At 68.5% G+C, this 17543-nt stretch carries 9 protein-coding genes; 5 read left to right on the forward strand and 4 right to left on the reverse strand.

Annotated features, from left to right (window positions below):
- Window positions 1–276: 276 nt before the first annotated feature.
- Window positions 277–3198 carry a Tn3 family transposase gene (locus tag ACTWQA_RS50110; RefSeq protein ID WP_443165900.1) on the forward strand — a complete coding sequence of 974 codons (2922 nt, stop codon included), beginning with the start codon at window positions 277–279 and terminating at the stop codon, window positions 3196–3198.
- Between the two features lie 549 nt (window positions 3199–3747).
- Here ACTWQA_RS50110 and ACTWQA_RS50115 read toward each other — a convergent pair.
- Complete coding sequence (locus ACTWQA_RS50115) at window positions 3748–10035, reverse strand: DNRLRE domain-containing protein (protein ID WP_443165901.1); 6288 nt, start codon at window positions 10033–10035, stop codon at window positions 3748–3750.
- A gap of 576 nt (window positions 10036–10611) precedes the next feature.
- On the opposite strand from ACTWQA_RS50115, the gene ACTWQA_RS50120 reads away from it, so the two are divergent.
- On the forward strand, window positions 10612–11247 hold the full coding sequence (locus tag ACTWQA_RS50120; protein WP_443165902.1) for a recombinase family protein: 636 nt from the start codon (window positions 10612–10614) through the stop codon (window positions 11245–11247).
- A gap of 340 nt (window positions 11248–11587) precedes the next feature.
- On the opposite strand, the gene ACTWQA_RS50125 is transcribed toward ACTWQA_RS50120, so the two are convergent.
- Together ACTWQA_RS50125 and ACTWQA_RS50130 are read right to left on the reverse strand one after the other, a co-directional pair.
- Window positions 11588–11734 (reverse strand): hypothetical protein, encoded by a 147-nt coding sequence (locus ACTWQA_RS50125; RefSeq protein WP_443165903.1) that lies wholly within the window; start codon window positions 11732–11734, stop codon window positions 11588–11590.
- Between the two features lie 30 nt (window positions 11735–11764).
- Window positions 11765–12580, reverse strand: coding sequence for a transposase (locus ACTWQA_RS50130; protein ID WP_443165904.1), 816 nt, complete (start codon window positions 12578–12580; stop codon window positions 11765–11767).
- A 797-nt stretch (window positions 12581–13377) separates the two neighbouring features.
- Here ACTWQA_RS50130 and ACTWQA_RS50135 point away from each other — a divergent pair.
- The 3 genes from ACTWQA_RS50135 to ACTWQA_RS50145 are packed head-to-tail and all read left to right on the forward strand — an operon-like array spanning window position 13378 to window position 16168.
- Window positions 13378–14079 carry an SDR family oxidoreductase gene (locus ACTWQA_RS50135; protein WP_443165905.1) on the forward strand — a complete coding sequence of 234 codons (702 nt, stop codon included), beginning with the start codon at window positions 13378–13380 and terminating at the stop codon, window positions 14077–14079.
- Between the two features lie 30 nt (window positions 14080–14109).
- The gene (locus ACTWQA_RS50140; RefSeq protein ID WP_443165906.1) at window positions 14110–15144 is read left to right on the forward strand and encodes an alpha/beta fold hydrolase; all 1035 of its coding nucleotides are present in this window, start codon (window positions 14110–14112) and stop codon (window positions 15142–15144) included.
- 49 nt (window positions 15145–15193) lie between these two features.
- Entirely contained in the window at window positions 15194–16168 is a 975-nt protein-coding gene (locus tag ACTWQA_RS50145; RefSeq protein WP_443165907.1) for an NmrA family NAD(P)-binding protein, read from the forward strand.
- A gap of 85 nt (window positions 16169–16253) precedes the next feature.
- Here the strand turns inward: ACTWQA_RS50145 and ACTWQA_RS50150 are convergent, their stop codons facing one another.
- Entirely contained in the window at window positions 16254–17525 is a 1272-nt protein-coding gene (locus ACTWQA_RS50150; RefSeq protein WP_443165908.1) for an aldehyde dehydrogenase family protein, read from the reverse strand.
- Window positions 17526–17543: the final 18 nt, after the last annotated feature.

Genomic DNA, 17543 nt, shown 5'->3' on the forward strand with positions numbered 1-17543 from the left:
CCCTTCAGCTAACCAGACCGGCACCAACGGTGGGGAGATAAATGGCCGCCGTTGGGGAGACCTTCGTGGCCGCCAGCGGGGAGAACTCCAGGCCGCCTACGGGGAGAACTCAGTGACCGTTGACACTCCCGAAGCTGTCCCTAGCCCCAAAGTAGCTAAGTGAGTGATAACGATTACGGTTCGTGGTCGTTGCGGGTGGGTGAACGGGGCTGGTTGGTCGGGGTTTCTACTTGATCGTGTTCGTGTCGGAGACGGTCGGGTGGAGGGCGGGTTCGGGTGCGTCGGGAGTGGGAGCCGGAAGAGCTGATCGCGGCGTGGACGCTGCTGGACGGGGACTGGGAGCTGGTGGGGAACAAGACGGGCGCGACGCGGCTGGGCTTCGGTCTGTTGCTGAAGTTCTTCGAGCAGGAGGGCCGGTTCCCGCGGCATTCGGGTGAGGTCCCGAAGGCCGCTGTCGACTACGTGGCGGGGCAGGTGAAGGTCGACCCGGTCCTGTTCGCGGAGTACCGGTGGTCGGGGTCGACGATCGAGTATCACCGCAAGCAGGTGCGGGATGCGCTGGGGTTCCGGGAGTCGACGCGGGCGGATGAGGATGTGCTGGCCGAGTGGCTGGCGGACAAGATCTGCCCGATGGTGTTCACGGACGAGGGACTGCGGGCGGCGCTGCTGAGGCGTTGCCGGACGTTGAAGATCGAGCCACCGGGGCGGGTGGATCGGATCGTGGGCGCGGGCCGGGCGCGGTTCGAGCGGGAGTTCTGTCTGCATGTGCTGAACGGGTTGTCGGCGGATTCGGCGCGGTCGCTGTGGGAGCTGGCTACGGGTCAGGACGGGTTCCTGCTGGAACTGAAGTCCGACCCTGGCCGGCTGGGGTTGGAGACGCTGCTGGAAGAGATCGTCAAGCTTCGGCGGGCGAAGGCGCTGGGCCTGCCGGCGGATCTGTTCGGCGGGTACTCCGACCGGCTGGTGGCCTCCTGGCGGGCGCGGGCGATGGCCTCGCACCCGTCGGACTTCGCGGCGAACCAGCCGCCAGTCCGTCTGACGCTGGTGGCAGCGCTGGCGTGGTCGCGGACGACGGAGATCACAGACGCGCTGGTCGATCTGTTCATCGGCCTGGTGTCGAAGATCAACACGCGGGCGGAGCGGAAGGTCGAGAAGGCGATCGAGGCCGAGGCCAAGAAGGTGCACCGCAAGACCGAGAAGCTGTTCTCGATCGCCGAGGCCTCGCTGGCGTCCCCAGAAGGCACGGTCCGGCAGGTGGTGTTCCCTGCGATCCCGGGCGGGGAGAGCACGCTGCAGGCGCTGGTCGCGGAGGCGAAGGCGGATGCCAAGGCCTACAAGGCTCGGGTGCGGACGGTGCTGACCAGCTCGTATTCGAACTACTACCGGCGGATGCTGCCCAAGCTCCTCGCGGCGATCGAGTTCAAGTGCAACAACACCGCCTACCGGCCGGTGATGGACGCCCTGGACCTGCTGCAGCGATACGCCGACATCCCCAACACCACCCGCCACTACGACGCCTCGGAGAACGTCCCGATCCAGGGAGTGGTCCCGGACGGCTGGCTGGAAGCGGTCGTCGACGAGAACGGGATCATCGAGCGCGCCTCGTACGAGTTGTGCGTGATCGTGTCGTTGAAGGACGCGCTGCGTCGCCGCGAGATCTACGTCGCCGGCGCCCGCCGATGGCGGAACCCCGAGGAGGATCTGCCGGCCGACTTCGAGGACAACCGGGACGTCCACTACGAGACCCTGCGCCAGCCGTTGGACGCCAGCGTGTTCATCGAGTCGTTGAAGGAGGCGATGCGGGCGGCGATGGCCGCCTGTGGGGAGGCGGTCAGCAGGAACAAGTCCGGTGGGACGAAGGTGAAGACGCTCCGCGGCGAGCCGCGCTGGCACATCCCTGACCTGGGCAAGCTGAAGGTTCCGGAGAACCTGCGGGCGCTGCATACCGAGGTCGCCGCCCGCTGGGGGATCATCGATCTGCTGGACTTCCTGAAGGAGTCGGACTTCGTCACTGACTTCACCGACGCGTTCACCACGGTCGCGACCCGGGAGGCGACCCCGCGGGAAGTGATTCGCAAACGCCTGCTGCTGGTCCTGTACGCGCTCGGCACGAACGTGGGGATCAAGCGGGTCGCCGACGGCGGCCGGCATGGCGAGACCGAGGCCGCCTTGCGCGCGACCCGGCACCTGTTCGTCAACCGCGACAACCTGCGAGCGGCGATCGCGACCCTGGTCAACGCCACCCTGAGGATGCGGGACCCGCTGTGGTGGGGCAACGGGACGGCGTGCGCGTCGGATTCGAAGAAGTTCGGGTCGTGGTCGTCGAACCTGATGACGGAGTATCACGCCCGGTACGGCGGCCCCGGCGTCATGATCTACTGGCACATCGACCGGAAATCAGTGTGCGTCTACTCCCAGCTTCGGTCTTGTAACGCCTCCGAGGTCGCCGCGATGATGGAGGGCGTGCTGCGGCACTGTACCGACGCCACCATCGACCGCCAGTACACAGATAGTCATGGCCAATCCCTGGTGGGGTTCGCGTTCTCGCATCTGCTGGGGTTCAAGCTGCTGCCGCGGATCAAGCGGATCGCGCATCAGAAGCTCGTGAAGGCCGAGCCCGGCGATACCGTCCCGTCCTGTCTGACCGGCATGGTGGCCGACAAGCCGATCGACTGGGAGATCATCGCCCAGCAGTACGACCAGATGGTCAAGTACGCCACCGCCCTGCGGCTGGGCACGGCCGAGGCCGAGCAGGTGCTGCGACGCTTCACCCGCGGTGGCCCCAAGCACCCCACCTACAAGGCCATCGAGGAACTCGGCAAGGCCGTCAAGAGCATCTTCGTTGCCGAGTACGTCGCCTCCGAGCAGCTGCGCCGCGAGATCCATGAGGGCTTGCAGGTGGTGGAGAACTGGAACTCCGCCAACACCGACCTATTCTATGGCAGCGCAGGCACCATCCCCGGCAGTGACAAGGAGCATCAGGAGGTTTCCATGCTCAGCCTCCACCTGCTCCAGTCCGCGCTGGTGTTCATCAACACCCTGCTCGTCCAGTCCGTCCTCAAGGACCCCGCCTGGCAGAAGCGACTGACCGACGCCGACAAGCGAGGTCTTTCGCCCCTGTTCTGGTCCAACGCCAACCTGTACGGCACGATCGACATCGACATGGGCCGCCGCCTCGACCTCGGCCTCGCTGCCTGACGGGGCATGAACTGGCCGCAGTGGCTGGTTCCAGCCAGTCGGGCCAGATCAGGTCGAGGGCTTGAGAGAGGCTACGAATGGCACACAGCGGCAGGTCGTCGAGGTCGGAAACTTGCTTGAGCTGCTGGAGGCTGTGGTAGGGCAGGTCGGACAGTTCGTGGCCGGTGAGGCCGTGGTCGCGGCTTGTTGGAGGAGCCACGAGCCGAGCGGGAGCTGGTCGGGGGGTGGTCATGTCCACCTCGGCAGGGACACATCGAGGCCGGTGGAGGGCCGGATGAGGTGCCGGGGACGCGTCAGCTTCGCGTCGCCTCGAGCACGATCGCCGCCACCACCAGGATGACGATGCCGACGGCGGCGGCGATGACCGTGGCCTTCCTCAAGGCCCGGTTCACGTGTCGCTTGTGTCGGCGTGCGCGCTGCACCGCCCGGCGCGCTCTCAACCGCGCGATCTCCCTACGATCCATGACTCATGCCTCACTCCATCAGAAGGCCGGCGCGGACAGCGCTCCCGTAGGTGGAGCGCTGTCCCATGACCGTCGCCCAGCTCTTTTAATACGGGCCGGCAGGGAGGACCCAGGCCGAGTAGGAGAAGGAGACCTTCCGCCCGGTCTGCCGCCAGCCCGTGTCGATGACCCGGGTCGCGATGATCTTACCGCCGGACCGCCAGCGGTGAATGGAAACCTTCTTGTGATAGCTGGTCACAATGGTCTCGGTACGCCTCCTGGTTTCGGTGATCTGCTTGGCGACCGGCCGGGTCAGCGGACCTCCGCAACTCGCCCCCGCGCCGGTTATCTTGCCCCGGCATACCCATATGGTGACCTGCCGGCTCTCCCGATATTGGTTCACCTGGGTGTGCGTGCGGTAGTAGTCGTGCACTTCGAGTTCGAAGTCGACGATGATGCACGCGGCCGTGGCCTTGACCACTGCGCAGGTGATTCCGGCGCCGGCTTCGATGATGTTCTCCTCGGTCGTTCCCCTCTCATGGGTGATGTCCGACCAGCCGCCGCGGCCACCGAGGAATTCGTCGGTCCCGTTCAGGTCCAGTTTGTTGACGGGATCGGCGCTGCAGTAGTCGTAGGCGTTGGCGCTGCCGCCCATGACGGGGTCGATCTGCAGGAAACGGCCGGTGGCGGGGTTGTACTGGCGCACGCCCATCTGCACCAGGCCGCCGATGGAGTCGGAGGCCCGCTGGCTCGTGCCCAGCCAGCCGTAGCGGCGGGAGTCGCCGGTGCTCTGCGTGCGGGGTGCCCCGTACTCGGTGTGCTCGGTGTAGCCGGTCACGCCGGTGGTGTCGCCGGTCCTGCTCGTGGCGACGATGTCGCCGTGCATGTTGGCCAGTTGCAGGACGATGGTTCCGTCCTGCTGCTGGACGGCCGCCAGGCCCGCCAAGCCGACGATGTTGCGGGTCCAGGATCCGTCGGCCTCGCTGGTCCAGGCGGGATTGTCCTCCGCTCCGCTGTAGTGGTGCGTGACGGTCCCCGGCTTGGGGCCGCCGGTGCTGGTCATGCTCTTGACCCGGCCGAGCGGGTCCCGGGCGAAGCTCGTGGATTGCGCGCCCTGTTGCAGCGAGGCGACGAGGTCGTTGGCGAAGTAGCCGAGGGAGAGGTCTCCCGTACCGGTCACGTGGGCGGCCGGTACGCGCGTGGTGCGCCCGAAGTCGTCGTAGACGTAGCCGGTGCCTACCAGGCGGTCAGCCTCGTCGTAGTCGTAGGTGTGCTCCTGCGGTGTCGTGGATGTGCTGCACTGGCCGCCCGTGCCGCCTGGGTGGACCGACAGGCCGGTGCGGTTGGTGTTGTCGTCGAAGGCGTAGACCCGGGTGTCGCAGGCGCCCGCGTACCTGTCGGTGACCCGGATCAGCCGGCCGGCCTCGTCGTAGTCGTAGTCCTGGGCGCTGCCGCCCGGGCCCTGCCGGGCGGCCACGCGGCCCTGGTTGTCGGGCAGCGCGGAGAAGTCCAGCCAGGTGGCGTCGTCCTTGGTGTAGGTCAGCGCGACCTGGGTCCCGGTGTTGTCGTAGCGTGCCGTGCCGGTGAGCCCGCCGGGATAGACCTGCCGGCTGAGGCGGCCGTCCTGGTCGTAGGAGCCGGTGAAGGCGCCTGCGCCGCCGGTGTCCACTTTGGTCGGCAGGCCGCGACGTTCCGCCCTGCCGGCGGCGTCCACGCCGTTGTAGGTGAAGGTGATCAGTCCTTTCCCGTCGTGGGTGGTGGCGATCTGGCCGTCGGCGTTGTAGGTGACGGTGGAGACGTTCCCGGTGGCGTCGGTCATGGACATGGCTCGGCCGAAAGCGTCGTACGCGATGCTCACCTTGTCGCCTCCCGTGCTGGAGGTCTCGGCGGGCAGTCCGGTGGCCGGGTCGAAGCCGTAGGTGGTCTCCGGGACCGCCGTGCCGCCCGGGCCTTCGGGAGTGACCCGCACCTGCGACTTGATCACGCGGCCGGCGGCGTCGTGGGTGAAGGTGAGGGTTCGGGTGGTCTGCCCGGAGACGTCCGTACGCACCGCGGTGTCGCCGTAGAAGGAGTACGTGGTCCTCCGGACGGGGAGCGGAGCGCCGGCGGGCTGCACCGCGGGGCCTACCTGGCAGGCCCAGCCCGCCCACTCCGGTCTGCTGCCGCAGGCTTCGATCGCCGGATGTGCTCCGGCCGTGAAGTAGTGGGAGACCGTCGCCCCGGCGTCGCCGCCGCTCGACTTCGGCATGCGGCGCTCGATCTCGCGGCCGGCCGCGTCGAAGCGGACGCGGTTGATGATCGGGTTCCGGTCTCGCATGAGCGTCGTCGTGCTGGTCGCCTTGCGCAGGGTCCAGCCCGAGGCGTCTCCCGACTGGAGGGGGTTGTAGTCCGTCGTGACGCTTTGGACGTCGGCGTCGGCGGGGACGGCCGTTCCGTCGACCACCACCGGGTCGATCGTGGTGGTGGTGACGAGGTGGTAGTCCACCGACGACGACGGCTTGCCTTCGTCGTAGGTGTGACGGGTCCGCTGGCGGGCCGAGACCTGCTTGCCGTTCTCCAGCCGGACCGTTCTCGCCGGTCCTTCGGCGGCGATCAGGTCCTTGTCGGCGGAGTAGGTCGACGTGCTGGCGAGCAGGTTCGCCCGCTCGGCGCTGTCGGCGCGCAGGGCGACGTACAGGTCGGTGTCCTGCGTCGGGCTCAGCGCCTGCGCCCGGTTGCCCGGCGTCAGATCCCAGACGACGTCACCCTTGTCGTCGTACCTGGTCGCGCTGACCTGCCAGGCCCCCGCACCGTACTTGGCGGTGTTGACGGCCCGGCCGTTCACGTCGCTGTAGACGAGTGAGGCGTACTCCCAGTCCTCGGCCATCGGGCCGTAGGTGCCTCCGTCACCACGCGGGGGCACCTTCGACGCGGGGAAGAGCGCCGTTCCCGTGACTGGCAGGTCGACGCTCTGGCCCCACGTGGCCGTCCGCGCGAGCGTGAGGTCGATGGGCGCGCCGACCCCGCCGATCGGGACGCCGTAGGCCACGGCCCACGTGGGATCGGCGTCCCCCTCCTCGCGCTGGACATGCGCCAGCCGGCCCGAGTCGTCGTACTCCATCCGCCACGGCGCCAGCCCGGGCGGCGTCATCTGGGAGACCCGGCCCTGGCCGGTGTAGTAGTAGACCGTGGTGAGGTTTGTCCGCGGGTCGGTGACCTGGCGCAGGTGCCCGGTGGAGTCGTAGGCGTAGGTCGCCAGGGCGGCGGTCTTCATGGCGCCGCCCTCCGGATCGAATGCTGTCACCGACACGCTCTTGATCTGGTCCTTGAAGTCGCCCCAGCCGGAGGCCACGCCTGTGGCGGTCGTCGCCGGGGCGTACGACAGCTCGAGCGCGCGGCAGCCTGGCGTCAGCGTCGTGCCGCACTGGACGCCGGCCGCCGTGGGCGTCAGGATCCGGGTAATCCTGGCCTGGGTGTCGCGGAAGTACGTCACCGCGGATTCTGCCGCCGGTCCCTCTGTGCGGGCTACCACCCACTCTCCGTTGACCTTCACGTAGGTGGTCTTCGCGCCCGCGCGGTCGGTGACGATCAGCTCCTGGTCGGTGACCGAGATGGACGTGCCGTCGGCGGCTTCGCCGACTCCGGTGTAGACCGTGCCGTTCTTGGTGTAGGTGTAGGTGGACCCGTCAGGCCCGATGAGCTGGATCCAGCCCTTCTCGCTGGCGTCCGAGGGCACGTACGACGTCACCCACGAGGGCGCCGCGGGGAAGCCCGCCTGCCAGCCCGGGCCGAAGACCTTGAACTCGTCCGGCACCGACGACTCGAAGCCGGGGCTGAGCGAGCGGTGCGTGCGTGACACCTGCACACCGAACGCGGAGGCGTCGGTGCTCTTCAGGGAGAAGTCCCCGTTGAGATGCGCCACGGTGCCAGGGCCGATCTCGCTGATGGCGTGTTTGTCGCTGACGGCCGACCGGCTGAGCGAGACGGAGATCGGCTCGCTGCACTCCTCCGCCTGCGTGCCGCCGGAGAAGCAGGCACGCAGGCGTACCATCCCTTCGGCCTCCTGGCTCCTGCGCAGGGTCGCGGCGAGGTCCCAGGCCAGGCCGCCGAAGTTCTGCGAGGTGTCGGTGCGGGCCTGGGGCCAGGAGGCAATCGGGGTCGCGCTGCCGAACGGGAAGACGTCCTGAGGCGGGACCTCGCTCCATTCCGCCCATGGCATGGTGCTGGTCGTGTACTCGTAGCTCACTTTGTCCCGCGTGGCCGGAGCGGCGGCGTCGAGCGTGATCGTGCGGTGCGTCTGGGTCTGCTTCTGCGCCGTCACGAGACCACCAGGACCGATGCCCAGCCGGTAGCTCACGACGTCCGACAGGTTGTGCGCCTTGTCCCGGGTGCGCACGTACAGCGTGTGCCAGCCGTCGGTAAGATTCTGCTTGAGCGTCCTGGACTCGCCCAGGGACTCTTCCCAGATGCCCGCTTCTTCGATCTTGGTGGGGATGGGGTTGTCGAAGTCCCAGAGGTATTCCGTGACGTCCTTGGAAGAGGATTCGAGGAAGCACGAGGTTTCCCCGCGAGGGCCCCAGGTGCCTTCACCGGCCGCGTTGGCGCACGACACCGTAGGCGCGGCGGGCCTGGTCGCGTCTATGCTCACCGGCTGCCACGGCGACCAGGCCGATTCGAGATCGCCGTCCACCGCCCGGCTGCGCCAGCGGATCCGCCACCCGTCGTGCAGCGTTCCTTCGGGTACGACGACCTTCGCCACTCCCCCGGCGGCCACGTCGCCAGCGCTGCCGGACCAAATGAGACCGCTGCCCTGGCCGGTGGCAGCGGGGTCGTGCTCGATCTCGAAGTCCGCCCGGAGCGCCGCCCCGGTGCCGCGCACGCCACTGTGCAGCGTGGGCCGCGTGGTGGTGGTGTAGAGGCGTCCGCTGATCTGCGGTTCCTCACCCACGGGCGGCTGCAGCGGGCGGGTGGGGCTGGCCACCGGCACGGTCCGCAGGTGCTCAACCCATGGGGTGGAGCCGTAGGTGACGACCAGCTTGGGCAGGTTGGCCGTGTCGTCGTGGAAGCTGTAGGAGAACGTGGACCTCTGCTTGTCCTCGATGGTCGCCTGGAGCATCAGGCCGCGGCCCGGCGCTCCGCCCGCCCACGCCTGGGCGATGTCGGTGATGTCGAGGCTCCACGGCACGTCGGCGGCCGGCGCCGAGGCCGGGGTGCAGATCGCCGGAGCGGACGAGGTGACCGCGCCCTCGGCCGTCACCGCGGGCTGGTCACCCCAGAAGACGCCGTCGGCGGACCACGCGCCCGTGATGCGCTGGGCCTTCAGCCGCTGGTCGGTCGGGCAGTTCCAAAGGTCGCCGACCAGGTCGAGGCGCGCGTTGACGACCTCCTGATTGGCGAGCGAGCTCGTGTCGAAGTCGAGCAGCGACCGGTAGAAGACCTTGGCCGACCAGTCCGAGGAGCAGACCCAGCTGGTCAGGCTGACCTCGACCCCGATGCTCATCGAGGTGCTGCCGTCGGGGCAGGGGGAATGGATCGAACGCCCCGCCTCCATGGGCAGGGTGATGGCGGGGTCGACCGTGACGGGGTAGGTCGTCGCCGGATCCAGGAGGAAGTCCGGATCGGGACGGAGCACAAGTTCCTGCCGGTCGCCGGTGCCGATGATCCGCACGTCGATGTCGCCGGTCTCGGCCGGTCGCGCGGAGGCGGGATCCTTGCTGCTTCCGGCGGCCTCGGCGCCGAACATGAAGGGCCGCGGCGCTGAGGCGAGCACCTTGTCCTTGCCCGCCGTCAGCCGGAGCGCGCCTTCCTCGGTCTCGGACAGAGACAGGCCCTTGCTTCGTACGGGGAAGCGGAACTCCACGGCACCGCTCGGCCGCTGGCGCAGCACGACATCGTGCTGGACCCCGGCGGGCAGCGCCGTGACGACGAGATCGGCGCCCGGACCGGCGGCGTCGGGGTAGACCGCCTTGTCGCCCTGGAGCACCGGTGTGGGAAGCGCCGCCGGTGCAGAGAGCGCGAACTCCTTGCCCTCGCCGGGCACGAGCTTCACCAGCGGCTTCTGGTCTCCGCCGGCGGACAGTTCCAGCCCGCCGAGCGCCGCGCGCGGCCTGAGCACTCCATCGGCCGCCACCAGGGTGGTGTCGAGCGCCGTCCACGTGTCACCCTGCTTGATCCTGGACGGGCCGCTGGTCGCCTCAAGGGTGATGGTCCCGTCGGGATTGACGTAGGTGCTGGTGCTCTCGGTGAGTTCGTCCGTGACCAGGACGCGGCTGCCCTGGAGCCGCGCGGAGAGCGCGGCCGACACCCGGTCGGGCCGTTCGGCGACGGGCTGGGGCGCGCTCGCCTGAGTGGCCGGGGCGGGCGGTGCCGTGGCGGCTTCGGCCGGGTAAGCGGTGCTGAGGATCAGCGCGATCACGGATCCCGCGGCCACCGCGGCCCGTGGGATCCGCGCCCGGCGGTGCCGAGCCGCGGGGCGGTTCGCCGGTAAGATGCCCGCCGCCGCAGCTACTCGTCCAAAACCTGCCCATGCCAAATACCGGCGCATACGCCATCACGCTCCGAACCACAACGAGGGACGCCCGTGGGCGTCAGACGTCGCTCCACCCCACCCGGCAGGGATTCTGACTCGTGCGGCCCTGGAGCATTGACCAAACGGGCAAAGCGTAACTTTGTCATGATCAGGCAACAAGATCTATTTCTGCTACCAAGTGTGTACGGATTGTCGCCTAACGGACAAATAGCCCAACGGTGGAGCCTGGGATGCCGTTCTCCAGAACGTAGGTGAAGACCCGTCAGGCGTGATGGGGGTCGGATGCCGCCCGTATGGCGTCGTCTGTTGCTGAGTGCAGTCCACTGACGGCTTCATTTAACGATCGTTTTCTGAAGATCTCGAAAACGAGCCGCCGAAGGCCTCCCAAGCCTTCAAAAACTCCTTCAACAACCCTGGCGGCTCAACAACCTCTCAGCACCGTTTATTGAGAGAATGGCGGGCGTGACCGACGCCTTGCGGCTACCAGCCGACCCGCTGGCCGCCTTCCCCGCCCACCGCAGCGAGATCCGCATCGGCTACGCCCGCGTCTCCACAGCCGGCCAGAACCTGGAACGCCAACTCGACGCCCTCCAAGCCGCGGGCTGCCGTCGCGTGTTCGCCGACAAGAAATCCGGCAAAACCGCCGAACGGCCCGAGCTCGCCGCCTGCCATGCCTTCCTGACCGAGGGCGACACGCTAGTCGTCCCGAGCCTGGACCGCTACGGCCGCTCGCTGGCCGACCTCATCACCATGGTCGGCGACCTGCGCAAGCGCGAGATCGGCTTTACCAGCCTGCAGGAGAATCTCGACACCACCACTCCCGGCGGCCGACTCATCTTCCACGTCTTCGCCGCGCTCGCCGAGTTCATCCGCGAACTCATCGTCGCGGGCACCCGCGACGGCCTGGCCGCCGCCAAGGCGCGTGGCCGCACCGGCGGCCGCCCCACCGTCATCACCCCGGAACTCCTGCGGGCCGCCCGCGACATGCTGCCCAACCCGGACAACTCGATCACCTCGATCGCCAAGCTGCTCGGCGTCAGCCCGGGCACGCTGTACAACCACATCCCCGACCTGCAGCAGCTCCGCGCCAGGCCTTAGGGAGCCTGGCGCGGCCCGCTCCGCCGTCCACGTTGCCCTGGCCGACGCCTGCGCGGAGATCGTCCGCAGATACCGCGAGCGGGGCCGCCTGGTCGGTGAGGCACAGCCGAAAGCCAGAACCGACACGATCACGAACCGCAATCGTGCTCTCTCACTCCGGCTACCTGGCGGCTGGGGACGCGTTCGGGAGCGGAGAGCCCGAGCGGAGGGCCGACCAGGACCTACTTTGGGGCTGGGGACAGCTTCGGGAGCGGAGGGCCGATGAGGAAATCGGCGGTCTCGAACGCGTCACCATCCCTGGTCTGCCAGCTGGTGTCCGCCGAGACGGGGCCCAGGAGTTCTATCCCGAACCGGTCACGATGTGCTCGGCGCTGACATAGGCGCTGTCCACGGCGTGGGTATCGGGCAGCACCCCGCGTCGGTCCAGGCTTTCGTGGACCAGCGCGGTGATCTCGTGGTCGTCCACGGGGGCGGGCGTGGTCTGCACGTGCGGGCGGTCCTTGCTCGCACGTCTCGGTCAGGTGCACCTTGTAGCCGGTCCAGCCGCTACCCCGCTTGACCCTGTAGCGGGCGTCGGTGTCGTACGGGTCGGCCAGCCGGTCCCGCCCGGAGGCAGATCCTTCTGCTCGCGCAGCCGTATCCCGGCATGATCGCGGCAGTACTGCTGGATCCAGCACAGCCGCAGAACCTGGACGGCTTCGACCCCGCGCAACCAGCCGGGCGCGTCGGCTCGGTGGACGGCCTCCAGCAGCGCGTATCCATCCCGGCCCACCTCCATCGTGTACTGCTCGCGGGCCTGCTCGCCCTTGGGCAGCCGGTAGGAGTCGGCACGCTGGTCATAGCGCTCACACCATTCGTCGCTGATCAACGGAGCCAGCCAGGACGACGCGGCGACCGCCAGCGCGTTGAGTGTCGCCCGCATCGCCTCAACCACCAACTCCAGCCGGTTCAAGGTCCGGGCGGCCGACAGCACGTGCGTGGAGTCGGTACGCGCCCGCCCACCCGCGCGCAGCAGACGGGCCTGCCAAAGCCGCTCCAGCAGCAGCTCCAAAATCCGTTCCTCGGCTGAGCCGTCGATCACCCGGTCACGGAACTCGCTCAGCACCGAGAAATTGAACCCGGGGTCTTCCAGCTCCAGGGCCAGGGCGTACTTCCAATCGAGCCGCCCGCGAATCGCGTCGGCGGCCTGCCGATCCGATAACCCCTCGGCATACTGCAACACCGCTAGCAGCGCCAGCCGCCCCGGGGATTGAGCCGGCTGCCCATCAGCGGGAAACAGATCGACGAACTCCTCATCGGTGAAGACCGTGCCCAGCGCATCCCGGACGCGCATGCACATGCTCCCCTTAGGGAAGGCCGCCGTGGCTACCCGCCGGGTCGCCTCCGGAATCGCCATGAACGACTCCGGCCGCATCGACACTCCGCCCGACCTCTCCCGCTCCATCCGATCTTGTGGAGACCCTAACCGGAGCGCCACGAAGTGATCAACGAGGAGATTCCAAGTTCGCCAACAGAGTCCTGAAGGCCGAGGCTTTCTGCGGACCTTTGGTAAACGGGTGAGCGGCAATACGAACCCGATCTCGGTCAAACTCGTCGCACGGGCCGCCTTCGTCTTCCGCAACGCCGGCAGCCAACGCGTTCGGCTCGGGACACCTCACCCTGAGGCGGGGCCCCGCGCCCCATGGCTCCCTTCCCGTCCGAGCGGAGGCCCACCACACTGCCCGTGACCGAGCCCCGTCACCGTCGTACCAGGCCAGGCCCGGCCTTTCGCGACGAGGCCCAGCGACATCGCACAGCACTTCGCCGACGTCGCGGGGACGCCCCTGACCCGCGCACCACCCCTGAGAACCAGGACGGGCGTCAGGCATGTTCTGGGATCGTGCTGTCAAGCATCAGATGGGCCTGGACAAGCGCCACGACGCCGCGCCGGCCAGCGCCTCGGCCGGATGACACCAGGTCGGCGCGGGCGTGGATGGGTGCGGCCGCGATAGCGCGAGGGCACCGCGCCTCCTCGCTCGGCTGACCTCCTTGGTTCTGTTCTGTGATGGTTTGGCCCAACTGAATTTGCATGATGAAACCGATCGGTTTACGGTGGAGGAAACCGATCGGTTTCTCGTTGTGGAGGCAGTCATGACAGCAATCAAGGGCGCCAACGTCGTCGTCACCGGAGGCGGCCGGGGCATCGGCAAGGTGCTGGTCGAGGAGCTCTACGCGCGCGGCGCCGCCAAGGTCTACGCCACGGCCCGTGACCCACGCACGGTGACGAACCCCGATGCCGTCCCGCTGGCGCTCGAGGTCACCGACCCGGCATCCGTGGTGACCGCCGCCGAGCAGGCCCAGGACGTCACCATCCTCATCAACAACGCGGGCGCCTCCGTCCGCGCTTCGTACCTCGGCTCCCCGATGGAAGAAGTGCGCCGGGACCTGGACACAAACTTCTACGGGCCGCTGCTGCTCACCCGGGCTTTCGCGCCGATCATCGAGCGCAACGGCGGGGGCCACATCCTCAACGTCCACTCCGCCCTGTCCTGGCTGGCCGACGGCACGCCCTACAGCGCCTCCAAGGCCGCCCTGTGGTCGCAGACCAATTCCCTGCGCCTGGAGTTGCAGCCGCGCGGCATCGCGGTGACCGGGCTCCACGTGGCCTACGTGGACACCGATATGACGTCGGGTATCGACGCGCCCAAGGCCGACCCCCGCGACGTCGCCGTGGCCGCGCTCGACGGCATCGAGGCAGGGGCACACGAGGTGCTGGCCGACGACACCACCCGCTGGATCAAGTCGCAGCTGTCCGCTGACCTGGAAGCCCTGTACGCCCAGCTGAAGAAGTAGCACGTACTCACCGACCTCAAGGAGGTCCTTGTGGAAAGTTCGCTCACCCACCGCTTCGTCGATGTGAACGGGGTCCGGCTGCACATCGCCGAGCAGGGGCAGGGGCCGCTGGTGCTGCTGCTGCACGGCTGGCCGGAGAGCTGGTACTCCTGGCGTCACCAGTTCGGGGCGCTGGCGGCGGCCGGGTACCGCGTCGTCGCCCCTGACCAGCGCGGCTACGCCCGCAGCGAGCAGCCGCCGGACGTGACGTCCTACACCTTGCTCCACCTTGTCGGCGACGTGATCGCCTTGATCGAGGAGCTGGGGGAGGAGCAGGCGGTCGTCGTGGGTCACGACTGGGGCGCGCCGGTGGCCTGGACCGCGGCGATGCTGCGCCCGGACAAGGTCCGCGCGGTGGCCGGGCTCAGCATTCCGCCGATCCTGCCCGGCGGGATGGTCCCGCCCTCGATCACCCGCACCCAGTACGGCGAGGGCTTCTACCAGGTTTACTTCCAGGAGCCGGGAGTCGCTGACGCGGAGTTCGCCAAGGACATCCCGGACGCCTTCCGCCGCCTCCTGGTCGGCGCCTCAGGCGACAACCCGCTCGGCAGGGAGCCCCGCCCGCTGGTCATACCCGACGGTCTGGGCCTGCTGGACATCATGCCGCAGGCGCCCGCTCTCCCGGCCTGGCTGACGGAGGAGGACATCCAGGCCTACGCCGAGGACTTCGCCCTGCACGGCGAGCAGGCCTTCACCGGAGCCTTCAACTGGTATCGCAACATCGAACGCAACAACGAGCTGCTCGCGCCTTTCCGGGGGCGCGGGATCGACGTTCCCGCGCTGTATGTGGTGGGAGACCGTGACATGGTCACCTCGTTGCGTGGCCCGGACGGGGGCAGCTCGCTGAGCGAGCTTTTGCGCGGCCAGGGCGGGCCGGGCAACCCGCTGAGCGCTGTCGCGCCTCACCTGGACAGCCCGGTGGTGCTGCCGGGTTGCGGGCATTGGACGCAGCAGGAGCGTCCCGCCGAGGCCAACGCCGCACTCCTCGACTTCCTCGCCCGCATCGACGGCCAGGCGCCCCGATGACACCACGCAGAACCCGCTGACCCACCCCAACCAGACAGAGGACACATCGATGCCAGAGCGCCATCCCATCCTGATCACCGGAGCCGCCGGCGAAATCGGCGGTGTGAGCAGAACAATGGTCGAGATGCTGCTTGACCAAGGCCACCCGGTGCGCGCGTTCGTGCGACGGGACGACGAACGCGCGCACGCGCTCCGCCAGGCCGGGGCCGAGGTCTTCGTCGGTGACCTGCTCAACATCGCCGACGTGACCGCCGCGCTGAAGGGCTGCCGACGCATCTACTTCAGCATGAGTCTGTCGCCGTACTACACCGACGCCGTCAGCCTGATGGCCGCGGCGGCGCGGGCCCAGGGCGACATCGAGGTCTTCGTCAACATCTCCGAGTACGAGCAGTCGTTCATGACGTTCGAGAACATGATCGCACCGGACGAAGACCGGCGTTCGCGACTCGGCGGACTCGTCGCGGACTGGTCACCGCAGCAGCGGGCCCACTGGGTCGCCGAGCAGGTGCTGGACTGGTCCGGCCTCCCGACCGTCAACGTCCGGGCGGCCTTCTTCGTCGAGAACCCGATCCTGACCTGGCTCGCACTGGGCTCGCTGGCCGACGATGAACTGCGCCTGCCCTTCGGCCACCATCGGCTCGCGCCCATCGCGGCTTACGACGTGGCGGAGTTGTGCGCGACGATCCTGGTCGACCCGGCGCCGCACCTGTCGAAGTCCTACGCGCTCACCGGCCCAGAGCTGAAGGACATGCACGAGATCGCGGAGGACTTCGGAGCCGTGCTGGGACGCAAGATCACATACGTTCCCGAGGACGTCGAAACCTGGAATGAGACCTATGTGGACCCCGCTATGGGCCAGTTCCCGCATATCGCGGAGCATCTGAAGACCCTGACCCGGCTGATTGGCGGCGGAGGATACGGCGGCATCACCGACGAGCTGGAAACCCTGCTCGGGCGCCCGCCGAAGACCGTGCGGTGGGCGCTGGAGAACCATCCGCGTATCCGGAAACTAGCGACTGCCTGAGCTGGTGAGCGCTCCAGAGCACGCAGATGCCTCTGTGTCTGTCTCCAAAACTCTTGCTCTGCTCGGTGGGGCAACGACGGTCCGGTCAGGACGTGAGACGTTCGCTCGGCACGACCACGTACTGCCGCAGATACAGGTCGCGGAAGCTCACCGGACCGCGTGGGCCGGGCACCCGGTCGATGTTGATGCCGGTTTCCGGCAGCCGCAGCAGCTTGAAGCCGTCGAGGAGCCGTGTGGTGGAGTTCCAGAAGACCCCGGAGCCGACGTAGGCGTCGATGAACTGCGCGGCGGCGGCCGGGTCCTCGGTCGCGATGGCGGCGGCCAGCCCGGATGTCTCTTCATTGGCGATCCGAGCCGCGTGCAGCGGGCCGTCGGCGGCGTCGACCGTCACGGTGGCCGCACGCTTCGGCTCGAGCGACCACTCATACCCGCGCGGGTGGGTGTGCGGGGGCAGGGAGACGGTGATGCCGAGGCGGTCCAGGACCTGGAGAATGCCGGGGAGCCGCTCGTCGTACACGGATCGGTCGATGAGCAGCAGATTGAGCCGGTTGCACACGCCCAGCCGGTCCAGGCTGTCGGCGATCAGCTGGTGCACGGCCTTGTCGTCGGCGGCCGAGTCCACGTACAGGACCCCGCCGCCGTCGGCATGGGCAAGGGTGCGCACGCCGTGGCGGGCGGCCTCGCGGCCGAGGTCGCGGGTGCTGTCTCCGCTGCCGCGCAGGATGACCAGCGGAATGAGCTCGGGCAGGGACACCAGCGCGTACGCCGCCGAGCGGTCTTCGCTGGGCACCAGCTGGATGGCGTCCGGATCGAGGCCGGCTTCGCCGAGGGCCGGTGCGATCACCTCGTCCACGATGGCCCGGGACGAGCGGAGTGCGGCCGAACCGGTGCGGAGCACGCCTGCGTTGCGTGATTTGAGGAACTGGGAGGCGATGTCGAGGGTGACGTTCGGACGTGCCTCGAAGTTCGCGCCGATGACGCCGACCGGCCTGCGGCGTTCCAGCAGGGTGAGGCCGTCCGAGCGCTCTTCGAGGGCCTTGTCGCGAGGCTCGTGCGCCACGTCCGCCAGCGTGCGCAGCTCTGCGGCCATGCTCTCCAGTCGTGGGCCGGTCAACCGCAGCCGGTCCTGGAGAGCGGGTGACATGCCGGCGGACACGGCTGCGGCGAGGTCTTCTTCGTTGGCGGACGTGAGAGTGTCGCGCGCTGCCCGCAACCGTTCCGCCATGGCGCGCAGCGCGGTGTCGATGGCCGTGTCCGTCGCGTTGTGGAGGGTCGCGCAGCTCTGCTTGGCCCGGATCGCGCAGGCACGCACCGCCTCTTCGGCGGAGCGGGTCTGGCGGTTGTCGTCGCTGGTCAAGGGGCGTCCTTCGGCGGG

It is taken from the genome of Nonomuraea sp. 10N515B (genome assembly GCF_052245915.1).
Lineage (GTDB): Bacteria > Actinomycetota > Actinomycetes > Streptosporangiales > Streptosporangiaceae > Nonomuraea.